Below are 24,436 nucleotides of genomic sequence, written 5' to 3'. Positions count from 1 at the left end.
CGGAGCAAGAAACATGGCGGAAGGCAATTATAGCGCCACCACAGCGAGTGGCGTACAATATAATCTGACCTACAACCCTGGTGGCATAGGTGGGATAGGTGCAAATTACAACCTCACCATCACCAACCCGGATGCTACGACAACAACGGTAACCAATATCGCGCCAGGCAATGTCGCGACGCCGGTTAATGGCACCAGTTCGCTGTCCATCCTCTCGGTTCTCGGGAACACCAACTATGTGGTCGCCCCCGGCGCAACGGCAACCGTCAACATTACCGCTGCGCTAGCAGGCTCGTCCACGGTCTATGTGGGCGGCAACGCTACCATCAATTCCGGTATTAGCGCCCTGAGCAGCATGACCGTCATCGTTGACGGCGGCACCGCCACCGCTGCCGGCGGCTCGGTCCTCGGAGCGCTGAGTGGCTTGACTGTCGATATCGAGAATGGCGGCACGTTCACCAACGGAACGGCCTTGATAAGCGCGCTGAACGGCACGACCATCAACTTCGGAGCCGGTGGGGGCACCTTCGTCGCGAACGCCGGTGGGGCTGTTCTCGATCTTTCGTCGACGACCATCAATAGTTTCGATGCCGCGACGGACAAGATTGAATTCCAGGGGCTGGTCGGATCGATCGATCACTACACCATCACTTCGAGCGGCGGCTCCCAGACGATCAGCCTTTTCGACAGCGGCAACAATCCGCTCGGAAATGTCACCGTTGCCGGCACTAGTTTCACGACCGGCACTTTCACAGCCGGCCAGGCAGGTCCGCTGACAATCACTGCGAATGGTGCGGCGATAGACATTACTCCGGTGGCAACACCCTGCTTCGTTTCCGGAACGCGTATCCTCACCGCCCGCGGCGAGGTCGCCGTCGAAGATCTGAGAGTTGGCGACCTGGCGATCACGGCGACCGGCGAAGCTCGGCCAATCATTTGGATCGGCAGCAAACAGGTCGAACGGCCGGTGCGCAACGAATGGCCGGTCCGGGTTCGTGCGGGCGCTTTCGGCGATAACCTGCCCGCTCGCGATCTGCTTCTGTCCGGCGGCCATGCGGTATGCGTGGACCTGATGGGCGAAGTGTTCGTGCCGGTCGGCGAGTTGGCCAATGGCGCGACGATCGTGCGCGAGGAGTGGCCCGAGGTCACATATTGGCACGTGGAGCTGGAAAGCCATGATGTGCTGATGGCCGAGGGCATGGGCTGCGAGAGCTACATGGAAGTGGGCAATCGCGCCTTCTTCGGCAGAGCCTATGGTCGCCTTGTCGAGGTCGACGCCGCCCAGCGTGTTGCCGAGAGCCTGACCCGTTATTCCCGCCCCTTCGTCGACCGCGGTGTCCTCGTCGAGGCGATCCGCGAGCGGTTGATCGCGCGGGCGGAGGCACTCGGCTGGAGCCGGGCTGCGGATATGGACCTGCACATGCTGGTCGACGGCAAACGCGTGGAGGGGCAAATCGACGGCGACCTCGCCCGGTTCATCTTCCCCGCTTCCGCCAAGACGGCGAGCCTGGTGTCGCGGACCTTCTCTCCCGGCCGCGAGGTTCGTGCGCTCGGCGTGCGGCTTGAGAGCCTGCGCATCTTGGATGGCCTCAAGACCGATCATGTCGTTGCCTTGGACGGCCTCATCGGCCTTCATCCGGAAGAGCTCGCCGCAGGTTGCAACTGGTCCTGGACCAATGGTCACCTCGAGCTGCCGGCCACGCTGTGGGCCGATTGCAAGGGTCATGTGATCCTGCGCCTGACCGGTTATGCGGAAGCCGGCCAACCTTGGGTGGCGCCGGAAGAAACAGACGTCGCGGGGCTCCGCGCCGCTTGAGGAAAGCCCACCTTGCGGCGGCCCACCTTTGGGCCGCCGACTGAGTGAGGCGCTGTTCAGCAGCCGGAGACGGATGGGATAGACCTATCCGTCTCCGGCAGGAACCGGCGGAGTTGCGAGCGCCGACGAACCATCGCCGAAATCCCCTTAGCCATCGCGATCAACCTGACCCAACAAACCGGGCGAGATTTCATGAACATTTTTCGCAGCAAGGAAGAAATGAGAAATGTCGTCCGTGAGGCCGACGTGGCGCGGGATGCGAGACTGTGGCAGAAAGCGGCCGACTTGTATGACGAGCATCTGCAGACCAATCCCGAGGACACGGGGATCTGGGTTCAGGCGGGAAACTGCCTCAAGGAGGCGGGTAACTACCGTGAGGCAGCCAAGCGCTACCAGAAGGCGCTCGAGCTCAGCCCGGATGATTCCGACATTCACCTGCAGCGCGGGCACCTGCTGAAGGTCATGGGTCGCACGGGCGAAGCAATCGAAAGCTACAAGCGCTCGGTAGAATGCAACCCCGGCAACCACGATGCCGTCATAGAACTCGTGGCAGCGGGTGCCGCCGGTGATGTCTTTTCCGATTTCAGCGCCGAGAGCGAAAAAGCGGTGAAGACCATTTGGCTCGATGTTACCGACCTCATGGAATATGCTCAGCACAACAAGAGCCTGAGTGGAATTCAACGCGTCGTTGCCAACCTCGTCCTTCATATCGAGTCCGGTATTTTCAAGGATTACCGCGTTATCCCGGTAATCCCCGAATATGATCGCCATCGTATTCTCGCCGCGAGCCCCGCGGCACTTGCAACGCTTGTTCGTCAGTTCGATGTCCCGATCGTCGATCGCAGCATGGTCGATAAGGCAATTGCAGCCGTGTTCGACGCCCGCTTCGAAGTTTGGCCCACGCAGGATGATATATTCGTCGTTGCGGGCGCTTTCTGGATCTATCCGCACTACGATGTCATGCGGAAGCTTCGTGAAAAGGGCATGCGCTTCTGCGTATTCATTCACGATCTCATTCAGATCCGGAATCCGGAATATGTCCAGCAGGCCGCCGTCGACAAGTTTCAAAGACAGCTGATCGACGTATTGTCGGTTTGCGATTTCGTTCTGGCGAATTCGGAGTTCGTCGCATCCGAAATCAGGGCCTATTTCAAGGAGCGTCTCAACTTCGAGCTGCCCGTCAAGGCAATTCCGCTTGCTACGGAGCTGCGGAAGACACAGAAGAAGAGCAGGATCCTTAATACCAACATCCTCGGCATGGCAGAGGAGGAATATGTCCTCTGTGTTGCAACGATCGAGGTTCGCAAGAATCATATGTACCAGATCCGCATCTGGGAACGCCTGATCCGCGAACTGGGGGAGAAGGCACCGAAACTCGTCTGGGTGGGCAAATGGGGTTGGCAGATCGACGAATTGCGCCACCATCTGGCCACTCACGGCTATGTCGGGGACTGGCTCTACATTTTCAACGACATTTCGGATGACGAGCTGGAATATCTGTACCGGCATTCTCTGTTTACGACCTATACAAGCTTTGCCGAAGGCTTTGGCCTGCCCATTGGCGAGAGCCTGAACTACGGCAAGCCCTGCATCGCCTCCAACGCCACCTCGATGCCAGAGGTTGGGGGGCATTTCGTGCGTTACATCAATCCGTACAACGTCGAGGACGGCTATAACGTCTTTAAACAGGTCATTGTTGATCGCAATGAGCTGGCCGACTGGCAGCGCGATATCAAAGAGAATTTCGTGCCAAAATCATGGGATTCGTTCTGCTCCGAGCTGTTCTCGACGGCGATCGACATGAGCGTTGGTCTGGGAGACCAGCCTGGGCTTTTGAATTGCCGCTTGCCTCGCAACACGATCATCGAAGGTGGCGACAAGGCACTGTTGCGCATCGCTGCCGAAGGCCGGCGGATTCTCACGTTTCGCGCAGCGCGGGATTCAGGCTGGTTCGCTATGGAGGATTGGGGCGTTTGGGCAAGCCAACGCCGCTCGCGGCTTGTGTTCGATAGCGAACTCGCCGAGGGCGAGAGCGTGCGCGTCTATCTTGAGGTGAAATGTCCGCCTCTCAGCGAGAATATCGCCGTTATCGCCGATGCCGGGGGAGAAACGTGTTCTTTCCAGCTCGTCGATCGGTCGACCTATATTTCGTTCGAGGGCATCGTCGGGCCACGCGGGAGAGTTACGGTCAATCTGCTGACGCGGGGCAGATTTGGTGATACCGGCGATCGGTCATGCCATCTCGGGCTCTCAGCCGTTGCGTACTGCGATGGGGCGGATCCACTGGAACGAGTGGGTTTGTTGGAGAAAGTCATGCTCCAATCGCAGCTAGGCCGAAACTGATCGATGCCGTCCCGTTAGGCGGCTTGGTCCGCTTCAATTCCGAAATTGATCAGTATCTCGATCTCGGAGATTAATGCTGTGTATGGAGAGTTTTTATGGGTGGAGACACAGAAACGTTCTATCAATTCCAGCTTCCGTCTTCTGTGGTTTGTCGACATGAGCACTTCCATGAAGATTGGTTCGAAAGATGGGCGAAGGCGATTGACCCCAACTGGAGTTACGAGCTGAAGCATCACAGAAAGCTCTGGGAATGGTGTGCGATAATACAGGCTCTCCAAGAGAGGAAGAAGCTCATTGAGGGCTCCAAGGGCCTCGGCTTCGCTGTCGGAACTGAACCTCTATCCTCGCTTTTTGCCAGCCAAGGAGCAACCATCGAGGCAACCGATCTTTTTGTCGGAGAGGAGGCCGATCACTGGACCGGAACCAATCAGCATGCGAGCGGTCTCGACGCTCTTTATAAAGATTATTTGCTAAGCAAAGAACTATTCCAACGCAGAGTATCTTTCCACCCGGCAGATATGCGGGATCTGTCGGGGTTCACTCCGGATAGTTACGACTTTATTTGGAGCTCTTGCTCGTTTGAGCATCTAGGGAACTTGGCGCTTGGAATTAACTTCGTAGAAGAATCGTCAAAGTTGCTTCGAAAAGGCGGCGTTGCCGTTCATACAACGGAGTTCAATTGCTTGTCTGACGAGATCACGATCGATAATGCAGTCGACGTGATTTATCGAGGCCAAGATCTGCGGCGCCTAAAGAAGACGCTGGAAGAAAATGGATTTGATGTTGCGCCATTGGATTTAAGGCTAGGAGACGACGACGAAGATCGCTTGTTCGATTATCCGCCGTACGGAATGCATAATCGCGATCACATCAAACTCTATATGCAAGGGTTTGTTGCCACATCCGTTCTTCTTATTATCACAAAACTATAAACCCTACGGAACAGCGGCGGCGTCATCTCTATTGGTCAATGGAGACTATAAAATGCGAAACCGCATCCATGGATATATCTTACACGTAATTGCATTTCTGCTGATTGCCACCGCAGCGCAGGCCGACAACGTGCAGACAGCAACGAATACCGCTGCTCTGTCGGCGATGAGTGTGTCGGATGGGCCTCCTGCTGTCATGCGTCTCGGCTATGCAGCGGCAGGTGATGCTCCGCCCTTCTTTACATAGCATCATCTTCACCCTGCTCGATGAATTCCGGTTCCGGCGATGGTGGTGCGCAAGTACCGAGTGCCGATGGGAAATGCTGGGTCGCTACATTTCCGGCAGAAGGCGCAGATATTCGAGAATGGGGGGCGAAAGCCGACGGATCTACCCTTGCTACATCCGCATTCAACGCCGCGTTTGCTGCCGGAAATATCTGTGTCCTCGTACCGCCCTCGACAAACGGATTTTATGTGGATGCTTTGACGATCCCCCAGGGCAGATGCTTACGAGGCTCCGCTACCGCGCCTGGAAATTATAACGCGGGATATGCCGGCACGTCATGGATAAAATGCGTAGCTGTTGCTAACTCGACTTGCGTCCTGTCGGCTGCTTCCGATGGCTCTCATAGCCCCGGAATAATTGAGCGGATCACGATCGTCGGTTCGCCATCGGTGCCGAATTCCGGTGCGGTCGGTTATCAGATGACGGACGGCTACAACATAACCATCAGAGATCTTAGTGTCTTTAACTTCGATACCTGCACAAAATGGGGTCCGACCATTGCTGGCATTGCGGCGCATGTCTACAACCTAAACCAAGGCCGATGCCGGACGCATTATTCGGTCGTTGACGGTTTTCCCGAGGTCTATGTTTATGGCGGCCGCTGGGGGATGAATAATGCTGGGGATTTTACGAACTCTGACGATTTTGTTCTGTTCACGCGGACGACGGTTGTCGGTGCTGGTGGCGGCCCAAATACGGTCATTCTAGACGGCATTCAGTTCAATCCGGGCGTGGGTGGCGTCGGCTGCGCCTTCAAATGGGGCGGATATACAGGCTCCGGCGGCGCGCAACAAGTTTTCAAGATCACGAACTCGCATGTCGAATATCACACCTACACGGGATCGAACGCGAAGGGCTTTTTCTGCTCCGATAATACAGTTCCCACCATTCGTGCGCTTTGGATTGACAATGTCGATGGTGATAACGGCTTGACCGGGGGACTCTTCAATTTCAACTCAGCGACCGCATTGCAAGAATTCCATATGAAGGACACCACATGGAACTGCAGCGGGACAAGCATCGATTTCTCTGCATCGACCAGTTATGGTGAGGCAAATTTCTTCACGCATAACACTTGGTGCGGAACGGTCTCGTGGGCCGGAGGATCGAGCACATCGCTTTTCCTCAATCAAAACACGGACATCGGCAAACTCACGCTGAGTGGGACGTGGGGCAATCTGGTCAACTCCGACAACATGGTAGGCGGACTAGCAGACACTGCGACGGGGAACATCAGTGCATCCGGTTTTGGGCAAATTGCCTGGACTCCCGTCGTGAAGTTTGGCGGAAGCGGCGGCAGTAGCACGGGCTGGACCTATACATCGAGCGGATTTGCGGCGAGGTTGCCAAACGGCGGCTTCAAGTTGCATGGCGAGATCACCTTCTCAGCAAAAGCAGGAGGCGCGGCGACGGGGAGCTTCAATGTGTCCGGCTCCCCATACCTGTGCAGCACCTCCGGCGTAGGAGATCCAGGTGGCGGCACGCCGATGGTCCTGCTCAACATGTCTGGGCTGGTGAGCAGTGTACAGGCGCAGATGCTCTCGGACTCGACCGTCGTCTTGACCCAGTATGCAAGCGTTGGTCAAGTTGTCCTAACGGATGCCAATTTCACCACAAGCTCTCAAATTCAGTTCGACGTTGAGTGCAATAAAGCTCAGTAGCCTGGGTGAATGTTATCGGTCTCTAGCATTACGATGTATTTTCGATTTTAGGTGAGCTTGTCGCCTGGCGGCGACGTGGTGTCCTCGCCGCAAAAGCGGTCGTGATGATGGATGAAGATCAATTCGCTGTGCCAGGTCACTGATCGTCTGCCTGCATGCCGAATGATCAAGCATCCTTGCGAAAACGCCGACACGAGGTAGGCTTCGAAACACCGTCCCAGGACCTGGATCAGAAAAACGCCGGATTGCGCCATACCTGATCACCATCCGCAACAAGCATCGGATCTCCGTGCGAATCGTCCCTCATCTTTGCGGCAACGATGCCTTCGCAGACCCAGCCATGCTTGGGAAACAAGCTGATGAGGCGTCGATCCAAGTCAGCGGAATGCGTGCCAATGAATACGCGCTTCACCTGCTTCGTCACCACATCGATATGGTGTTCAAAGAGGTCGCCCTCGGCACCTTGAATATCGCAATGGATGAGATCAATGGTCCCTTTGCCGTTCAGGATCGTTGCGAGACTATAACATGTAACCTCTTCAATTTCCGCGACAAGGCCGCCATGGTGCCTCACGAATGTCCCGAATGCATCGCCATCATTGCCCTCGCCAGAAAAAGCAGCGGCGGCGCCATAGACATGCCCGGCCTGCGCTGCCCGAGGGAACCTGGCTATCCCGTCCTCAACGCCGATGACCCCATGGATAACGTCGGCATCGCTATCGAGGATGGAGTTTTCACGAAACGAATGGTGAATATAATCGATATGACCGCGATCCCCTTCGATCGGGATCACGTGAGCGCTTAAGCCTTTCTGTTTGGCGGCCGCATAGCCGATTGCCGACCAAGGTGCCCATCCGGCGCCGAGCTCGATCATGCTGAATCGCTCCCGAGCGTCGAGAACTGAACGCAATACCGCGATCCATTCCAAGGCGGCCCCATGAAAATTACCGGGAAACGGAAATGATTCAACCAGTCCCGAATGGCTTGCAAGACCGACATGGTTCACGTTGGAAACGCAACCGAGAAAGTTGGTCACAAAGCCTGCTCGGCCCGGACCCTCATACTTTCTGAATTGCCGAAATACATCCATTGCCTCTCTTCTGGAGGAACCATATGTGTGAATGTATCCATGTATGGTCTTAAATTCATCAGAACCACTGATTTGCCGTATAAGATCTTCATATGAAATTGAGTTCTTCTCCAGCAAATCGAGATAAGAACTCATGCCGTTCTTGTCAGGATCTCTTCCTAGAAGGCCTCTATATGCCGCGATGATGACGTCCTTTGCATTGCTTGTTTTCGATTGCTCTTCGATCACAATGTGCTCCATTTCCGTTTCTATGTGATAGTGAACTTCAATAAATGCATGGGTTGCAAAAGCGATGCGGCACGCCTAACTGCGATTAGACAACCCTCTCAGAGGCACTAATATCGAGGTCGGCATATTCGGGTTCGATCATAGCTCCGGCAAGGTCAGCCGCTTTCATGATCCCTGAAGGCGGTGACCATGAGCCAGCCCAACAGATAACAAAGGCTCAAGGACAGGAAAACGACTGTAATGTTCTTGAGCGCATAAGGCATCTCTGCCTCGTCGGGCATCTGCGGTGGAACGACGACCTCAAGATAAAGCTGTTGGCGGCGGGCATCGGCTCGGGCCGCTTCGAGCGAATCAAGAGCGGAAACGAGCGCCTTGTTGGAAAATTCCCGCATCAGGACGAGACTTTCGTAATCCGCAATTCTGGGCGCGACGGATTTATCCGATCCGACCATCTTAGCTCGTTCGTTCTCGATCTGCTGCTCCAGTGCAGCGATCTGGCTCGTCAGAAACGGAATGGAACTGCTATCCGGCGCAGTCTTGCGCGTTTCCGCAAGCCGCGCCCGGCTATTGGCGAGAGTGGACGTCAGATTGCTGATGAGATCGATCATCGACATGGAGCTGGCATTCGGATCGACCATCAGCTCCTTGTTTCTGAAGTTCGTTATGTTTCTCTGCGCGTCGATGACCCGCTGCTGCGCCTGCTGCACCTCGCCATCGGCAAAGCGAACCGCATCGCCGCGGGCGCGGTTGTTGAGCCGGTCAAGAAGATCGCCGCCGAGTGCCAGCAATGAAGTGTTCAAGTCCGCGGCATCCTGCGCGTGAAAGGCTGTTGTCCGCAGGACGGTGATGCCTGTGGTGTCGTTGTGAATGACGGAGACACGGTCCGAATAGTAATTATAGAGCTGTTCCTCGCTGTTGTTTTCCCAGAAGCGCGGAAAGCGCGTCAGCCAGTCCGCCTGTGGACTGCCGAAAATAGCACGCACGGGAAGCCGTTCGGCAAGTTCCTTCAGTGCCTGGCGGGAGCGGATATATTCCTGCACGGAAAAAGTATCGTCCTGCGAGCGCGTTATCCCGCTGTTCTGCAGCAGAGAGCCGAAGACATTGGAGGATGGCGGGGCGGCCATGCGGACGACGAAGGAGGATTCGGACACATAGATCGGAGCGGCGATGAATGCGTAATAGGCGCTGACCGCCAAGGTAGGGGCAATAACCGCCAGCAGATAAACGCTTAGACGGCCGTAATGCTTGCGACGCTTTCGGGCTTTTGCAGGTCCGGCAACCGAAGTGGCAATCATGCGGCGGAAAGGCTGCGGCCGCTGGTCTGCATCGACTTTCTTGTTTTGGGTCTCGGAGTTGATCAGAGCCATGATCATGCCCTTTCTGGTGATCGTCTGTCGTTGCAGATCTGCGAGCGGACGTCACGGACGCTAATTGTCCGAGCCCGACGCAATGAAGATTGAGCGGTTGCCCTTCGTCGGTATCGTTGACCGACCGTCCGATGGAGATGGGATAGCAACCAGGAGGGCTTCGGGTGCATCAGGTATCGGCAAACGCGCGCGGGGGTCCCCAGTTCATCACCGGATTGAAGATTCAGGGTCGCGTCCTTGGTGCGCTGATCATGCGCGAAATGCTCATACGCTACGGGCGGGAAAACATCGGCTTCCTGTGGCTTGCGCTGGAGCCGATGATCTTGACCACGGGTGTCATGATCATGTGGACGCTGCTCAATCACGAGGCGCACGGATTGACGGTCGCGGCCTTCGTTTTGAGCGGCTACATGCCGCTGACGCTCTGGCGCCACATAACCGGTCACGCGGTTTCTTGCCTGCGCCAGAATATGCCCTTGATGTATCATCGCCAGATCCGCCTGGCTGACGCCATGATTGCCCGTGCGCTTCTGGAGACCGCCGGCACGACCGCCGCTCTCATCCTCGTCTACACGGTTGCGCGTTTGGCAAACATCATTCCGCCCTATCAGAATCTCGCTCTGGTGCTGGCGGGCTGGTTGTTCATGGCCTGGCTCTCTTTCGCGGTGGCGCTCATCTTTGCCGCCGGTTCGGAACGGTTCGAGTTTGTTGAGAAGCTGGTGCCGCCATTTCAATATCTCACATTGCCGATCTGTGGCATGTTCTTCATGGTGGCCTGGCTTCCCAGTGGCGCCCAGAAGCTGGCGCTCTATGTCCCTCTCGTTCATTGCTTCGAGCTTTTTCGCGCCGGCGTCTTCGGCGATTCGGTGCAAACCTTCTATGACATTGATTACCTTGCGAAGTGCTGCCTGTTTACGACGGCTGTCGGGCTCTTCCTGATCAACGTGGCACGCAATCACATCAAGTTCGAATGACGCTGCGGCGGGCGCGCTAACGTTTGGCATAGTTTGTCACCTGGCTCTGGAATTCCAAGGAGCGTGGGAGCGTTGTAACTCCAGCTGCTGAAGCCGCCGGTCGACGTCCTCTGCACGATCTTCATGAACCGCAAATATGTTTGCCACGGTGCCGGCCGAGAAGTTTGAGTTGAATTCCTCGGATGTCGCCATTCGCGTCAGGCGATGCCCGGAACTTGTCCAGATGTGGTAGCCGAAATCTGCGAGCTGACGGTGGATCGCGCCTGGAGCGGTTTTGGAGACAATGGAGAGCATATCGTGATTGATCTCCATCAATAGAGAAGGCTTACATCTGGCGATGGTTCTTTGCGCCCCCTTCAGGAACAAGCCTTCCGCTCCCTGTATGTCCACTTTCATGACATCAGGCCGCAGATTGCCGATAACACGATCCAGTGTTTCGACTTTGGTCATGCGATCGGCCTTGGCTTCAGCGCGGGTAGTAATCAGTCGCGTGGCTCCCGCGTTGACCGTTTCGCCCGCGTCATTAAGCGGCAATTCTCCCGGAACTTCGGCAAGAGCGAGCTGGTGAACGCTCACTCGGTCTCCAAATCCGTTCTCCACGATCGATCGGGCGAACAGCTCGCAGAACTTCGGCAAAGGCTCGAAGGCGAGAACCGTTCCTCTAAATGGGGAATGATGGGCTGCGACAGAGAGGGAATAGTACCCCACATTGCCGCCGACATCGATGAATTGCCCGTTATCGGGCACGATGGCCTTCACGAGCTCGATGTCGAACTTCTCATACTCACCGTTCATGATGCCAAAAGAAATATGATATTGGCGAAGGTCCAGATACAATTTGAAATTGTATGCAGTTTCAAAAAGCACGACGATCGATCTCGGCACGAAATTGTTAAACAGCAATTCGCTATGACGTTGGTGAAATTCGTTGGAAGTCAGAAAGCGTCTGCGGTGGTCGTCCAGCGGAAGGTCGGTGATTTGCAGGAGATGGTGGCCGATGACATTTCGCTCATCGTCGTTGATCGGACGGCCGAGAATGAATTTGTAGCAATTCTCGATGTCGTAAAAGCTTGTCACATCGCTGCTCCCACGTCCTGCTGGCCAACTTTGTTATTTGTTGTGCCTGCACTGCTGCGTCTCACTGCAAAACCGGCAAGGTCGACATTCTCCCGATGCGCCTCGGAGCCCTCTGGGCAGCATGGCGTCGGGCCGAAAAATCGGCCTCGATCAACGCCTCCAAATCATCGAAATGCGTATCCCACCCGCTCGATAGGCCGGGCTTCATTCGGCGTTGCGGCGTTGCGGTGATCATGTCCAACGCGGCTCTCCAGCTCAGCCCATCAAGCGGGTCGAGAAAGATAGCGGGCTGTCCGGCGGCGGCTTCGCGATGGGCACTGATGTTGGAGGCGATGACGGGCGTGCCGAGCGCGATGGCCTCGGCGACAGGCATGCCGTAACCCTCGGTGAAGGATGGGGCCAGAAGACCAGCTGCGCCAGCGACCAGCTGCGCTAAAGCCGCATCCTCCAGCCCCGGCACCTCGATGACAAGTCCCGGCAGGGCAGGGCATCGCTCCAGCATTGCCAGGATGTGGCTGTTTTCCCACCCCCTCTTGCCGACGATGACGAGCCGCGGAGCCGTCGCCCCATCGCGTTCGGCCAGATGTTGCCACAGGTGCAGCAGCAACATGTGGTTTTTGCGCGGTTCGATTGTTCCGAGCGTCACGAAGTAGGGCATTCGCGGGCGTGGCATGTCGTTTGGCGGAGACAGGAAGCAGCGCTCGATGCCTGGAGGCAGCACGGCGATCGAGGGGGGTGTCCTGTCGCTCTGCTGGGCAAACGTGCGCAGGGCACGTGCGGTTACCTGCGAATTGCAAAGCACCAGCGATGCGTGTTTCAGCACCGTCTCCATCCTGCGGCGATGCCGCTCCGGCTCCTCCGGCCGGACGAATTCCGGATGCGATAGTGGGATGAGATCGTGAACATAAAAGACGCCGTTCCGGCCGGTTTCTCCCAGCCACGAAAAAGCCGAAGTCCGATCAAGGCGGCTGTGTGATACGTGGACGAAGGAAGCCTTGGGCGGCAGCATCAGACCGTGCGCGAAGCGATTGGCAACAGCATGTACGATCTTGCGCAGTTTTTGCGTATGTGCTTCGCCTGCCTTCACTTCCGCTGCAGCCTGCCACCTGATCTTGCCATCGATGGCGGCGAAAATCCGCTCGAGAAGGGCGGCCTGTGCGGGCGAGATTTCTGTTGCCGACCAGCGGCTGTTGAGCATGGAGACCAACTTGTCCGCCCGCTCGGACGGAATGGCGACGGCGCCGTTATGGCCAGTTTCGACAAACCACGACGGTGGCGGAAACGCATCGAGATCGGTCAAGGTAGTCCGTTTGCGACGCTCGTTCAACCAGTTCGCATAATGAAGCTCATAGCGATCGATACCGGTGGGCGTCGGGCAATGCGCCCGTTCCATCAATCTGGAAATATCCATAATGATGGGCTTGGTCATAATTTTCTAGCCTCGAGCATGTGGATGGCCTGTGCCAGCCAGCGCCTCCGTGATGGATTGGGAGCCGTGCCCAGACGGGAGCGATAGAGTTCGGCGACCACGTCTTCCGCTTCGCACGGAAGATTGGTGATGTTCGACCAGTATCGGGGGTAGAGGATGAGCGTGCCGGCGACGAGTGCGTCTAGCGTTAAAGCGCGCTTTCGCCGCAACGAAACGACTGAATCCTGCGTGAGGCCCCAGCCGGCATAGAAGGGGAGACCATGACACCATACCGGCTTTTCTCGCAGCAGCGCTTCGAACCCGATCTGGGATGTTGCGACGTGAACCTCGTCGACAGCGTCGAGGAGATTATCCAGATCGACATTGCCGATGACGAGATCTGCAGCCTCCGCCGGTGGCAATGGAGGCGGATGACGACCGGCCGCCTTCGCCAGAAGATCGGGATGCTGCTTGTAGATGATGAAGGCTGTCGGTCTCGCGCGCCGTACGGCCTTGAGCAGTTCGATATCGGATGAATGACTTGCCATGCCGAACCGCAGCGAAGCGTCGTTTGGCACCTGTCCGGCCACGAGGACGATATCGCGGCCTTCGGCGAGAGCGCGATAATCCGGCGCCGGCTGCGGCGGCAGATTGTATTTGGTGATGCCCATCGAGACGATGGCTTGCCGCAGGCGCTTTGCACGCGCAAGAAGTGCATCGTCGAAATTCGTCCCGTTCAGGATCGTCTCCAGCCGGCTTGGAGCGGAGGCATCGAAATAGATGCCTTGGTCATCGAAGCAGAGCGAAGATGGCGGCACCAGCGAGCTGCCGAGGCCGGAGGAGCGAATGAAGCCATCTTCAACCCGAATGATCGGCAATCTCTTGCCCTGCTTCCACAGAATGGATTCATCGGGAGCAGTGGTGTTCCCCCAAAGGACGATGGTGTCGGCACCCTGGATCTCTGACGCGCTCGGATTGGTGGCGAACTGCACCTGCGACCGGGGGCTGCTCAGATAGCGGCGCATGACCGCGCGTTTGTGAAGCGAGAAATTGACGCAAAGGTAACGGCCGGAGAGCGCACGGGCGTGCGTGCGCCATTCGAGCAGCCGTTCGACCGCCTGCTCGGCCGTGATCGGGCTACGCGAGACAGGATCGACGTAACGGGAATATTGAAAGAGCGCAGCAGCAGCAAACTCGTCTATGCTGACACGGCGTCCACGACGCGAGCGTGCGGTCGTTGCGACCGTGCCCACGGCGCGGTCTGCAGTCAGTCCCCAGCCGGCATAGGCGGGCATGCCGAAGGTGACGACGGGTATTTCCCGCAGCAACGCTTCCAGCCCGAGTTGGCTTGACACGGTCCAGACCTCATCCACCATGTCCAGCAGGGAATGTGTCGAAACAGCGCGGTCCACAAGTTGCACGCCAGCCGTTCGGGCGAAGGGTTGAAGAAAGCCCCGGGCCTGGCCTGCGATAACGTCGGGATGGCATTTGACGATGACATCGGCATTTTCCTCGGCAAGAGCCGCCGTCCACATTCTTGCGAAGGTCGCTGCATCGGCACCGGCGCTTTGCACAGTGTGATTTCCCATCACCTCGTCGACAAGCAGGATGCGCCTGCGACGGCTTCGGCGAAGCGAAACTGCCTCGTCCCGCAGCTGATTGTCTTGGGACAATCGCTCGCGGATGATCCATCGCCGCAGGTCGCGGGCGCGCTGAATCTCCGTGTCGGATGGCACATTTTGAAGCAGCGCCTCCAGCCGCGATGGCTGGCGGGCAGAAGAATGAATACCGAGATCGTCGGCAACGATGGAGATCGGCGATGTGGCGTCCTGACCGGCCGATTGCAGGAAGCCGCCCGCCACCGTCCAGAACGGCAGACGCAGCACTTGCGCATAGAGGCGTGCCAGTCGGGCAAGCGGCCCGTCTCCCCAACTGACCACACCATCTGCGGCCCCCATCGTCAATTCGATCGGCTTGAGGGACGCGGAGAAGGCGGGGCCGATGAGGGGAAAGCGCTGACGTGTCGGAAGAAAAGCAAGCAGCCGCGCGTTGGTCGGGGGCAACCAGGATGGCTGCTCGTCTGTCTTTGCCGAGGACCGCGCCTCCGGGGGAAAGATCGTCGAATCTATGTGCATATAAGTCCCCCAAAAAGATGTCCGCTAGGAGCGATGACCAGCGCCTGAACGAAACTGCCTGCCATGCCCGCTCACGGCTGGCTGCATGAGCGGAACCGCCTTTTGGGGCATGAAGGGCAACGGTAGCTGGATGACATCTTCCGGTATCGAAAATGGGAGGTTGCGACGCCTACTCAGGAGAAATTTCAAGAGGCTTCGGCAAAAACGGCCGATGAACAGGTCTGCACGACCATCCGAGGCAAAGTTACTGCCGACGTGCTTCAAGATACCCCCGAACTTTCCCATACCGAATTCCTTGAACCAGCAATGAGGGTGAAACGGCTAACCGAATGGCAGTTATTGCCGCCGCAATTCGGCCTCGCCATACGGATCGCGTCGCCAAAGTATTAATTGCGACATAAGGCAAATTATTCTTGTTTCCGTATGTAAAAATTTCGAAATCCCAGAAATATATTTGACTTTCAAAGGATATATGGGAATCTCTTGCAAAATAAATTGCCGTCGAAATCGTCCTGTGCGTTGTTCGGAACGACGAGCCCAAACGATGGAGGCCGGCTGACTGGGGTTGCTTGATCGGAGCTCCGGAAGGGCAGCTGTGGGGTGGTTCTGACCATTCCAAGAGAGATTTGATGGTCCCAAATGAGCCGCATCGAGAATAATAAGGAATTCACTGATTTCGTTAGGCTGGTGAGTGCACGCTCATCCGGTGTCGTCATAGGTCAACCCGTTTCCTGGCCGCGTTCTGTCGCGCGATGGACTCGATCTCAACTGCTGCTATTGCTGATCGTCGTCGTTCCTGGCCTGTTCGGGGCGATCTATTACGGTTTCATCTGCTCCGATCAGTATGCTTCCGAAACGCAATTTGTCGTGCGCAGCCCTAATAGAAATGCAGCCGGCTTGCTCAGCGGTTTCCTTCAGAGCACCGGATTCGTCCGCGCACAGGATGATAGCTACATCGTCACCGAGTTCATCAAGTCGCGCGCAGCTGTCGACGCGCTGGTGAGCAGGGACGATCTGAAAGCTATTCTTTCCCGGCCGGAAGGCGACTTCCTCAGCCGCTATCCGCTACCCTGGGCCGAAGCCAATAATGAGGAGCTGTATCAGCACTATCTCCGTTCCATCAATGTGCATACCGATAGCGGCAGCGGCGTGACCACGCTGGATGTGCGTGCATTTCGCGCCGATGATGCTTATCGCTTGGCCAATGCCCTGGTGCAGCATGCGGAAGAGCTCATCAACCGGCTCAACGATCGCGCCCGTGAGGATGCCATTCGCTATGCTCAGATCGAGGTAAATGACAGCCAGACGAGACTGTCCAAGATGCAGACAAGCCTGACCGATTTTCGCAATCGGGAAGCGCTTGTCGACCCGAGCAAGCAATCGTCTGCCGCCTTGGACATGATTGCCCGGCTTTCGGATGATCTGGCCGACAGCAAGGCGCGTCTTTCGGCCCTGCAAGAACAGGCGCCGCAAAGTCCGCAAGGGGAGGCGTTGAGAGCGCGCGTGGCGGCGATGGAACGGCAGATCAGCGATGAACGGGCTCGTATCGTCGGCGATGACGGCTCGATGGCGCCCCGTATCGCGCAATATGAGCAGCTGCTTCTGGAGAGGGAAATGGCAGCGAAGATGCTGACATCGGCGACCACCTCCCTGGAAAATGCCAGGATCGATGCGCAGCGGCAACAATTGTATCTGGAACGAATCGCCGATCCGAATTTGCCCGATCATGCGTTGTACCCGAAACGCCTTGGTTCGTTTCTGATGCTGCTTGCGATTTGCTTCGCGACATTCTGGATCGTGCGCTTCTTCACGATCCAGGTATATGAGCACGCGGCTCAGCAATGACGGGTCTCCCTTCCAGTCTCATGCAGATTGCCTCCCCGGGGACGCTGGCGCCGAAGAGCGAAATACCCTGGCATGAGGATGGCATTGTCGGCGTGTTCGATCTCGTCAAGGAATATGAGGTGCATGGCCGGATGCGTCGCGTGGTCGATGGCGTGACATTCAAGATCGGTCGCGGTGAAAAGATTGCCGTCCTCGGGCACAACGGGGCCGGCAAGTCAACGCTTGTGCGCATGATCGCAGGGATAGAGGAGCCAACGTCGGGCAAGGTCGTACGCAACATGTCGATGTCGTGGCCCATTGCCTTGAGCGGTGGCTTCGGCGGTTCGATGACTGGCTACGACTGCATGCGCTTCCTATCGCGCATTTATGACAAGCCATTCGATGAAATTCGCTATGTGGTAGAGGATTTCAGTGAGCTTGGCCGCTATCTGCGCATGCCTCTCAGGACTTATTCCTCGGGCATGCGGGCGCGGCTGGCCTTCGGCATGTCGCTTGCCATCGATTTCGATTGCTATCTTATCGACGAGGTATTGGCCGTTGGCGACAAACGCTTCCAATCCCGTTGTTTCGAAGAGCTTTTCGTCAAGCGCAAGGATCGCTCGATGATCATTGTGGGACATAATCTCAATATGATCGGGGATCTGTGCAAGTCGGCGCTCGTATTGAAGAATGGTCGCGGCCGCGTCTTCGACGACATAGAAACGGCGTTTCGTATCTACTCCACATTGTAAAGCCGCCGTCTGTTTGTCGTGTAGATAGGCAACAATAGTGCACGCTGTATTTGCAAATTGGCACAATATAGAACGATAGAATGCACCGCGTCTCTGTGCTTTGCGGGACCCGGCTATATACGGACAGCGGCATTCCGGGTGCTGACGCAGGCTCCTACCTAAGCCTCATCATGTATTAGAATAATTAAAATGAACGTAGCGCGCAGATTGTTTCAGCCACAAGCCCGGGTAGTCGCATGACTTCTCAATTTTACCAGCGAGCCTTGTGCACGCAACGAACCTCCGATAATTCGATCAAGATAAATTAGTAACTACTTTTGCAACCTTTGCCCGTAAGCATGTCGAATATATTTGCCGGCAGCGATTATTTTGTCCGATATCGTCGCTGGGGATACTCAACCTGTGGCCGCGCTACGAAGAGGTAGGATTCTGTATAACATCGTCACTATCTGTACTGTCGTGCTAAAATTCGTCGTGCTAATTTAAATATAGGTAATGCAACTTACGATGAACGTCTTGCATCCCGAAGTGGGCACGGGAGCAAAGTAATGGAGTCGTCAAAAACGAACGCTAGAAAAATGTAGCCTAGATAGAAATCGAGCGTTAGCGATGGCTAATATACAACCTGAGATTTTGAGTAGGATTAGCGGATGGCGATGTTGGAAAGAGTTGTCGAGCAATGCGTTGGCACTTTCGAGGTATATTCCCGGGATGCAATCATTCGCAACCTTGACATGCTTGAACCAAACTGGAAATGGGCGGTTCCCTCGGAAACATCAGGCGATTATTCCTTCAAATTCAGCAAGCAACCGCTTCAGTCGGCCTCGATCATAAGCGCCGAGCATTCGGCCAGCCTCGAGGGGATCGCGAAGCAGGATTTGCCGCGCGTCAGCATCGTATTCGTCCTCGCAGGTGAAATAGAGATCAATCATCGGCGAATGCGCAAATCCTTGCGCATTCCTGCCAACTACGTCGCCAGCATCAGCGACCGGGCGGGAAAGCGGCTGGAGATCAAGCCGCGCAGTTCCTGGCTGCTGTTTCAGATCCCAGAATCGGTAATCCGCCAGCATTTCGAGGAGCTGACCGGGAAACCCTATGTGCAGGAATTTGCGCTTGCACCGGTGAGCTTTCGTCAAGGCGGCGCACAAGGGCTCTATCAGACACTGCGCCAGGCCGAGAAAGATTTGACGACAGCTCGCCAAACCGAGCGGATGATGCTCGCCAAGGCTTACAGCGAGCTTCTGCTGGTCAAGCTGTTTGCCAAGCTGCCGCACAATCTGTCCGACGCCTTCAATCGAGGCACCTTGGATAACGCGCCGCGGCAGCTCCTGCGGGCGGAGGCATTCATGCGCGACAATCTGCATAATGCCATCATGCTGGAGGATCTCGCACATGCGGCGAGCTGCAGCCCGCGCGCGCTGCAACGTATGTTCAAGACCTATCGCGGCGATACGCCGATGGGAATCCTTTGCAATTACCGGCTGGCCGCAGCACATGGCGCCATCAAGGGCGGTCAGGCCGAAAGCATCACCGATCTTGCCATGAGCCTGCAATTCTCTAATCCCGGGCGATTCTCCGTTCTCTACAAACATGCCTACGGCTCCAGCCCATCGTCGATCCTTCGTTTTTCCCGGGAGCGTAGCGACGATGCCGGAACGGCCTAGCCTGCTTGGCACGATGTTGCCTCGTCAAAACTGCCTCCATGCCAATCAGGATCATCGATGCCGTTGAAGTTCGGACTACTGTGCGTTCTTGCCTGCGTTCTTACTGGTTGTGGATTACCGGAGGCCGGCCCCAAGGCCTCCCGCATATTAGAGGAAGCGGCCGCGCGCGCCATGCCGCCATTCGCGGTGGTCGATGTGACATCGACGGCGTTGGTCAGGAGCGTCGCGCGACCGGAAGCCAGCTTTGCGGCATATTTCGGTGAGGGCGCACGGGATCCCGGCCTCAGGATCGCGGTTGGCGATGTCGTTTCCGTCAGCCTTTGGGAGGCGCCTCCCGGCAGTCTGTTCGGGATGGCCTCGAGCGTTTCGGGGCAGCAACAGGCGACCGGTAGTTCGGTGATGATCCCGCCGCAAACCATCAACAGCGATGGCACGATCAGTATTCCCTATGTGGGCCGGATTACGGCTGCCGGCCGCACTCCGGCGTCGGTCGAAAAGGCGGTGGTTTCCGGCCTGACGGGCAAGGCGGTGCAGCCGCAGGCGTTGGTGACCGTCCAGCAAAGCTCGTCGAACACCGTCACGGTTACAGGCGAGGTGGCCGGTGGTGCACGCGTCGCACTTTCGCCCGCCGGCAGCCGAATACTCGATGCTATTGCCGCGGCGGGAGGATTGCGCGCCGGCGTCAACGACAGCGTCGTCTACCTGACGCGTGGCGGGCGAACGATGCATCTGCCTTTTACCGCGATTGTTCAAAATCCGCGCGAAAACGTGAGATTGCGGCCCGAAGACGTGGTCACTGTGGTGCGCGAGCCGGTTACCTATACGATTCTTGGCGCCTCAGGTCAGAGCGGCGAGGTCCCCTTCAGCGTTCAGCATTTGACCATGGCGAACGCCGTTGCACGGGCGGGAGGCTTGCAGGATAGCCGCGCCGATGCTTCGGGCGTCTTCCTTTTCCGATACGAACCGCTTGAGGTCGCCCGCCGCATTGTTGCGCCGAGCAATCCGTTGCTGCGCCGTGGCGGACCTGTCCCGATCGTCTATCGGTTCAACCTGAAAAACGGCTCGACGCTGCTTGCGATGCAGAACTTCGAGGTTCAGCCGCGAGATATAATTTATATCTCCAATGCCTCGTCGATCGATATCCAGAAGTTCATGGGCCTCTTCCAGGGGGTTACCGGGACGGCTCTGTCGGCGGCGTCGGTCGGCATCTCCGCGTCGGCGGCAAACTGAAAACGGCGGAGCAAAGGCGAGGGACAGGCCGGAGGCGGATAATCTCGCGGCGATCGAGGGAGTTTCCTGATGTTGCCCGGCCTGCGGAATGCGTTACGGGCATGCTGGAACGAGAGAGGTACAATGAGTTCTTCGGCACTGCTACATCTTCATGAATTGATGGCGTTCGATCGGCATCAGGCCGAAACCGCCATCTTGCAGCGCGTGAACAGCGCCTACCTCGGAAACCACACGGCCTTGGTGCGTGTACTCGGTCGCTACAAGCTTTATGTAGACACCCGAGATAGAGGTTTCGGATCCCATGTTCTTCTGGACGGCTTTTGGGAAATCTGGCTGACGCTGTTCTGCGCGCGCAACGTCAAGCGCGGAATGACCGCGATCGATGTCGGTGCGAATTTTGGCTATTACTCCCTTCTGCTTGCCGAACTCGTCGGTATCAGGGGCGAATTGATCGCCGTCGAGCCCAATCCCCATGCCGCCGATTTCCTGCGTCGCAGCGTCGAGCTCAACGGGTTGCTCGGACGGACGCGGATCGAAACATCAGCGCTTGGTGCAACGATATCGGGAGAAGCGTCTTTATATGTTCCCCATAGCGAACCGAAGAACGCGCAGATCGTTTCGGACGTGTTTCAACCTCGCCCACAGGACGGTGTCGTCATAAAGGTCCCCGTGACGACCCTCGACGGGATGAGCGCCTCCTGCTCGCGCGTCGACTTCATAAAGATCGACGCGGAGGGGGCGGAGGAGGTGATACTCGAAGGAATGGCCGAGACCATTGCCCGCCATAAGCCGATGCTCGTGGTCGAATTCAATCCTGCCCGCTATGCCGACGCATCCGGTTTTCTCGAACGGCTCGTCGGCATCTACGGGGCAATGCGGCGCCTCGATTTCAGCGGCGAGGCGGTTCCCATCACCAGCGAAGACCTGCTTTCGAAATATGCGGCCGATGATTCGCTGCTCGTCTTGTCGCGCGACAAGCCGGCTTGATAGCGACGAGGGATTTCCAGATGCTGAAGGAGAGATGGGAGTGAGCCAGACGATCCTTTACGACGGCCTCAATCTTTCTCTGCAAAAGGGCACGGGTGTTGCGACCTACACCCGCAGTCTGATGTCGGCGGCCCGTTCGCTTGGTTATCAGACCGGAGTTGTTTACGGAATTCCGGGGAAGGTTCCGAAGGACCCGGTATTGCGGGAGGTTGTTCTCTTCGATGCATCCGGCGCCCGCCCGCGCGGAGCATTATCCGAAGTTCGGCATTGGCTGCGTCGTCGCATCGCCGCGCCCTTTGGTGTGAAGCCGGTTCCGATTCCACTCAGCGGAACGGTTATTCTCAAATCTCTTCAGGTGCAGCTCGGCGATGCAGCCCTGGCCTATGCTTCCAGCGACCTGTTCCATCTCGCGCGCCATCATTTCAAGCGCTACGGCAATAATCTCACAATGAAGTTCGAGGCACAGCCGGATCTTCTCCATTGCACCTATCCGATGCCGATTGCGGTTGGGAAGGCGCTGAATATCTACACGATCCATGACCTTGTTCCCTTGCGGCTGCCCTATCTGACCGAGGACGACAAGCGCTATCACTACAAGATGCTGCGCTCCCTGGTCCGGCGAGCGGATCACATCGTCACGGTATCCGAAACGTCGAGGGCCGATATCATCAGGGTTCTCGGTGCCGATGAGGCGCGCGTGAGCAATACCTACCAGGCCGTTCACGTGCCGGAGCGACTTCGCGAGAAGCCGGCCGATGTGGTCGCCGATGAGGTTGCCGGCATCTTCCATCTCGATTGGAAGGGCTATTTCCTCTTTTTCGGTGCTTTCGAGCCGAAGAAGAACATCTCACGTCTGATCGAGGCCTATCTTGCCGCAAAGACTTCCAAGCCGCTTATCATCGTGGGTGCTCCGGGATGGAAGGGAGCGGAAACGCAGCAGCTCATTGATGACGACCGGTTTCGCTTCTATCTTCGCGCGGAAGACCGCATCCTGCCGCAGCGGCAGATCCAGCGCTTCGATTTCGTATCCTATCCCTTGCTGATCAGCCTGATCAGGGGCGCGCGGGCGGTGCTGTTTCCTTCGCTTTATGAAGGCTTCGGGCTGCCGGTGCTGGAATCCATGCAGCTTGGAACGCCTGTCCTGAGCTCCACGGAGGGATCGATCCCCGAAATAGCCGGAGATGCCGCGCTGCTGGTCGATCCTTATGACACGGAGGAGATGCGCAAGGCGATCGTCAGTCTGGATCAGGACGACGGGCTGTGCACCTCGTTTGCCAAGTCTGGCCCCAGGCAGGCCGCCCGTTTTTCGACGGATCGATATCAACAGAAGGTGAGCGCGCTTTATGACAGCCTCTTCAACGGATAACCGCAGAAAGGGCGGATCATGACCATTCTCTTTGCATTCGGGATGCCGGGCGTCATGTCCTCCTGGGGCGTTGCCGCGGTGCATGCCCTGGCCCGCGAAGCCTTCGGCGATTATGCGGTCATTGCAACCGATACGGTGGAGGACCTCAAGCAGCATGTCGTGGCGCGAAAGGGCATGCATGCCGTTCTTGTCTCGCAATTTCCGGAAGCCCGGCTTTCGGAATTGATCCTCAGGGTCAATGTGCCGTTTCTGTTGTTTCTCGAGGATCCGCTCGATGCGGTCTCATATCTGGCTCGGGCGACCGAGCAGCGGGATATCGGCTTGGTCAGGGCCGTCTCGGCCAGCCTTGCCTGCCTCGAGCCGCTGGCGGGCGCTTCCGGAGCGCTGGTCTTACGTCGCAACGACATCGCTCAAAAGGGCAGCATAGATCTGCTTCTGAAGACGATAGACCGGCATTTCAGCACTGATCTCAAATTTGAGCAAATCGCGAATGCGCTTCTTCATGTGGGAATGGCGCCGGCCGGACAGCCGTCGCATGCCGAGCCGCCGAAACTGGAGGAGGCTGCAGCGGCGGTGATCGCAGGATATCTGATGCCGCAGGAGGCTGTCCCGGAGGTTAGCGAGGCACTGCGCGATACGGCAAGGAAGGTTCTTCGTCCTCTGGAATTCGACCGTCGGGAAAGCCCGCGCGCCACGATTTTCTGGCCGCAGGAGACATTTCTGTCAGGCGACAGCCTGGGGCAGGCCCTGGACGATCTTGTCGACCTCACCGGGGGAGCCCGGTGCCTGATCTATGGTCCTTATCTTCACTTGCCGCCAGGTCGGTGGAATGCGAAATTTGCCTTCGATGTCGACGAAGATTGTCAGGGGCAGATATTCACCCTGGAGGTGCATGCTGCCGAATTGCTAGGGAGCCTGCGTGTCTGCCCCGAAGGCACCGGCTCTTTCGAGGCGGCAGTACCGGTCAATATTATCGACCCACGTGCGCCGATCGAAATTCGGCTGATGATGGACAGCGGTGCCATTGAAGGGCGGCTTTCCGCCTGGAGCGTCGAATGGCTGCGAGCGGCTTGATAGCCGGGTGACGGACTGGCTCTGATGACCACGGGTGAGCAACGCCCTTCGACGCGTTGACACGTCATCGGCAGCGGATTCCATTTTCTGCGCATTATTTTGTTACCCAACATTTCCAGCGTCGGGAATTTTGTAAATGAATGTTTCCCGGTCGGATTTTTCCGTATTGGCGCCGCAAAACCCTTCTTTTCAGGCAAACTATAGTTTGTATAAGAATTGAGA

At 57.1% G+C, this 24,436-nt stretch carries 18 protein-coding genes; 13 read left to right on the top strand and 5 right to left on the bottom strand.

Going from position 1 to position 24,436, the window contains the following annotated elements:
- Positions 1–13 precede the first annotated feature (13 nt).
- The 5 genes from AC13RM_RS17795 (at position 14) to AC13RM_RS17775 (ending at position 7,038) form a co-directional block, all read left to right on the top strand.
- Entirely contained in the window at positions 14–1,816 is a 1,803-nt protein-coding gene (locus tag AC13RM_RS17795; RefSeq protein WP_167078169.1) for a Hint domain-containing protein, read from the top strand.
- A 192-nt stretch (positions 1,817–2,008) separates the two neighbouring features.
- Positions 2,009–4,159 carry a tetratricopeptide repeat protein gene (locus tag AC13RM_RS17790; RefSeq protein ID WP_285172091.1) on the top strand — a complete coding sequence of 717 codons (2,151 nt, stop codon included), beginning with the start codon at positions 2,009–2,011 and terminating at the stop codon, positions 4,157–4,159.
- Positions 4,160–4,254: 95 nt separating this feature from the next.
- Positions 4,255–5,091 (top strand): class I SAM-dependent methyltransferase, encoded by an 837-nt coding sequence (locus AC13RM_RS17785; RefSeq protein ID WP_285172092.1) that lies wholly within the window; start codon positions 4,255–4,257, stop codon positions 5,089–5,091.
- A gap of 52 nt (positions 5,092–5,143) precedes the next feature.
- Entirely contained in the window at positions 5,144–5,338 is a 195-nt protein-coding gene (locus AC13RM_RS17780) for a hypothetical protein (RefSeq protein ID WP_285172093.1), read from the top strand.
- 458 nt (positions 5,339–5,796) lie between these two features.
- A complete protein-coding gene (locus tag AC13RM_RS17775) occupies positions 5,797–7,038 on the top strand; it encodes a hypothetical protein (protein WP_285172094.1) in 1,242 nt (413 codons plus the stop codon).
- A gap of 229 nt (positions 7,039–7,267) precedes the next feature.
- Here AC13RM_RS17775 and AC13RM_RS17770 read toward each other — a convergent pair whose 3' ends face one another.
- Together AC13RM_RS17770 and AC13RM_RS17765 are read right to left on the bottom strand one after the other, a co-directional pair.
- On the bottom strand, positions 7,268–8,368 hold the full coding sequence (locus AC13RM_RS17770) for a DUF4214 domain-containing protein (RefSeq protein WP_285172095.1): 1,101 nt from the start codon (positions 8,366–8,368) through the stop codon (positions 7,268–7,270).
- Positions 8,369–8,511: 143 nt separating this feature from the next.
- Entirely contained in the window at positions 8,512–9,723 is a 1,212-nt protein-coding gene (locus AC13RM_RS17765; protein ID WP_488555362.1) for a KpsE/RkpR family capsule polysaccharide export protein, read from the bottom strand.
- 164 nt (positions 9,724–9,887) lie between these two features.
- On the opposite strand from AC13RM_RS17765, the gene AC13RM_RS17760 reads away from it, so the two are divergent.
- The gene (locus tag AC13RM_RS17760) at positions 9,888–10,697 is read left to right on the top strand and encodes an ABC transporter permease (protein ID WP_488555361.1); all 810 of its coding nucleotides are present in this window, start codon (positions 9,888–9,890) and stop codon (positions 10,695–10,697) included.
- A 36-nt stretch (positions 10,698–10,733) separates the two neighbouring features.
- Here the strand turns inward: AC13RM_RS17760 and AC13RM_RS17755 are convergent, their stop codons facing one another.
- The 3 genes from AC13RM_RS17755 to AC13RM_RS17745 form a co-directional block, all read right to left on the bottom strand.
- Complete coding sequence (locus AC13RM_RS17755; protein WP_374818093.1) at positions 10,734–11,774, bottom strand: FkbM family methyltransferase; 1,041 nt, start codon at positions 11,772–11,774, stop codon at positions 10,734–10,736.
- Positions 11,775–11,835: 61 nt separating this feature from the next.
- Positions 11,836–13,203: a glycosyltransferase family 4 protein gene (locus AC13RM_RS17750; protein ID WP_374818091.1), complete on the bottom strand. Its 1,368-nt coding sequence runs from the start codon at positions 13,201–13,203 to the stop codon at positions 11,836–11,838.
- Positions 13,200–15,317, bottom strand: coding sequence for a capsule polysaccharide biogenesis protein (locus AC13RM_RS17745; protein WP_374818089.1), 2,118 nt, complete (start codon positions 15,315–15,317; stop codon positions 13,200–13,202). The genes AC13RM_RS17750 and AC13RM_RS17745 overlap by 4 nt, the downstream gene beginning before the upstream one ends.
- A gap of 639 nt (positions 15,318–15,956) precedes the next feature.
- Here AC13RM_RS17745 and AC13RM_RS17740 point away from each other — a divergent pair.
- From AC13RM_RS17740 to AC13RM_RS17710, 7 genes are all read left to right on the top strand, one after another.
- Entirely contained in the window at positions 15,957–17,162 is a 1,206-nt protein-coding gene (locus tag AC13RM_RS17740) for a KpsE/RkpR family capsule polysaccharide export protein (RefSeq protein ID WP_374818087.1), read from the top strand.
- Positions 17,159–17,893: an ABC transporter ATP-binding protein gene (locus AC13RM_RS17735; protein ID WP_374818085.1), complete on the top strand. Its 735-nt coding sequence runs from the start codon at positions 17,159–17,161 to the stop codon at positions 17,891–17,893. The genes AC13RM_RS17740 and AC13RM_RS17735 overlap by 4 nt, the downstream gene beginning before the upstream one ends.
- Positions 17,894–18,627: 734 nt before the next feature.
- Positions 18,628–19,557: a helix-turn-helix transcriptional regulator gene (locus AC13RM_RS17730; RefSeq protein WP_285172101.1), complete on the top strand. Its 930-nt coding sequence runs from the start codon at positions 18,628–18,630 to the stop codon at positions 19,555–19,557.
- Positions 19,558–19,614: 57 nt separating this feature from the next.
- Positions 19,615–20,787, top strand: a complete 1,173-nt coding sequence (locus AC13RM_RS17725; protein ID WP_374818083.1) for a polysaccharide biosynthesis/export family protein — start codon at positions 19,615–19,617, stop codon at positions 20,785–20,787.
- Positions 20,788–20,910: 123 nt separating this feature from the next.
- Positions 20,911–21,774 carry an FkbM family methyltransferase gene (locus tag AC13RM_RS17720; RefSeq protein ID WP_374818081.1) on the top strand — a complete coding sequence of 288 codons (864 nt, stop codon included), beginning with the start codon at positions 20,911–20,913 and terminating at the stop codon, positions 21,772–21,774.
- A gap of 34 nt (positions 21,775–21,808) precedes the next feature.
- Positions 21,809–23,140 (top strand): glycosyltransferase family 4 protein, encoded by a 1,332-nt coding sequence (locus AC13RM_RS17715; protein WP_374818079.1) that lies wholly within the window; start codon positions 21,809–21,811, stop codon positions 23,138–23,140.
- Between the two features lie 18 nt (positions 23,141–23,158).
- Positions 23,159–24,214: a hypothetical protein gene (locus AC13RM_RS17710; RefSeq protein ID WP_374818076.1), complete on the top strand. Its 1,056-nt coding sequence runs from the start codon at positions 23,159–23,161 to the stop codon at positions 24,212–24,214.
- Positions 24,215–24,436 lie beyond the last annotated feature (222 nt).

It is taken from the genome of Martinezella sp. CNPSo 3732 (assembly GCF_057784515.1).
The sequence above is the reverse complement of the archived record's forward strand: the minus strand, read 5'-3'. Positions and strand labels throughout refer to the sequence as shown.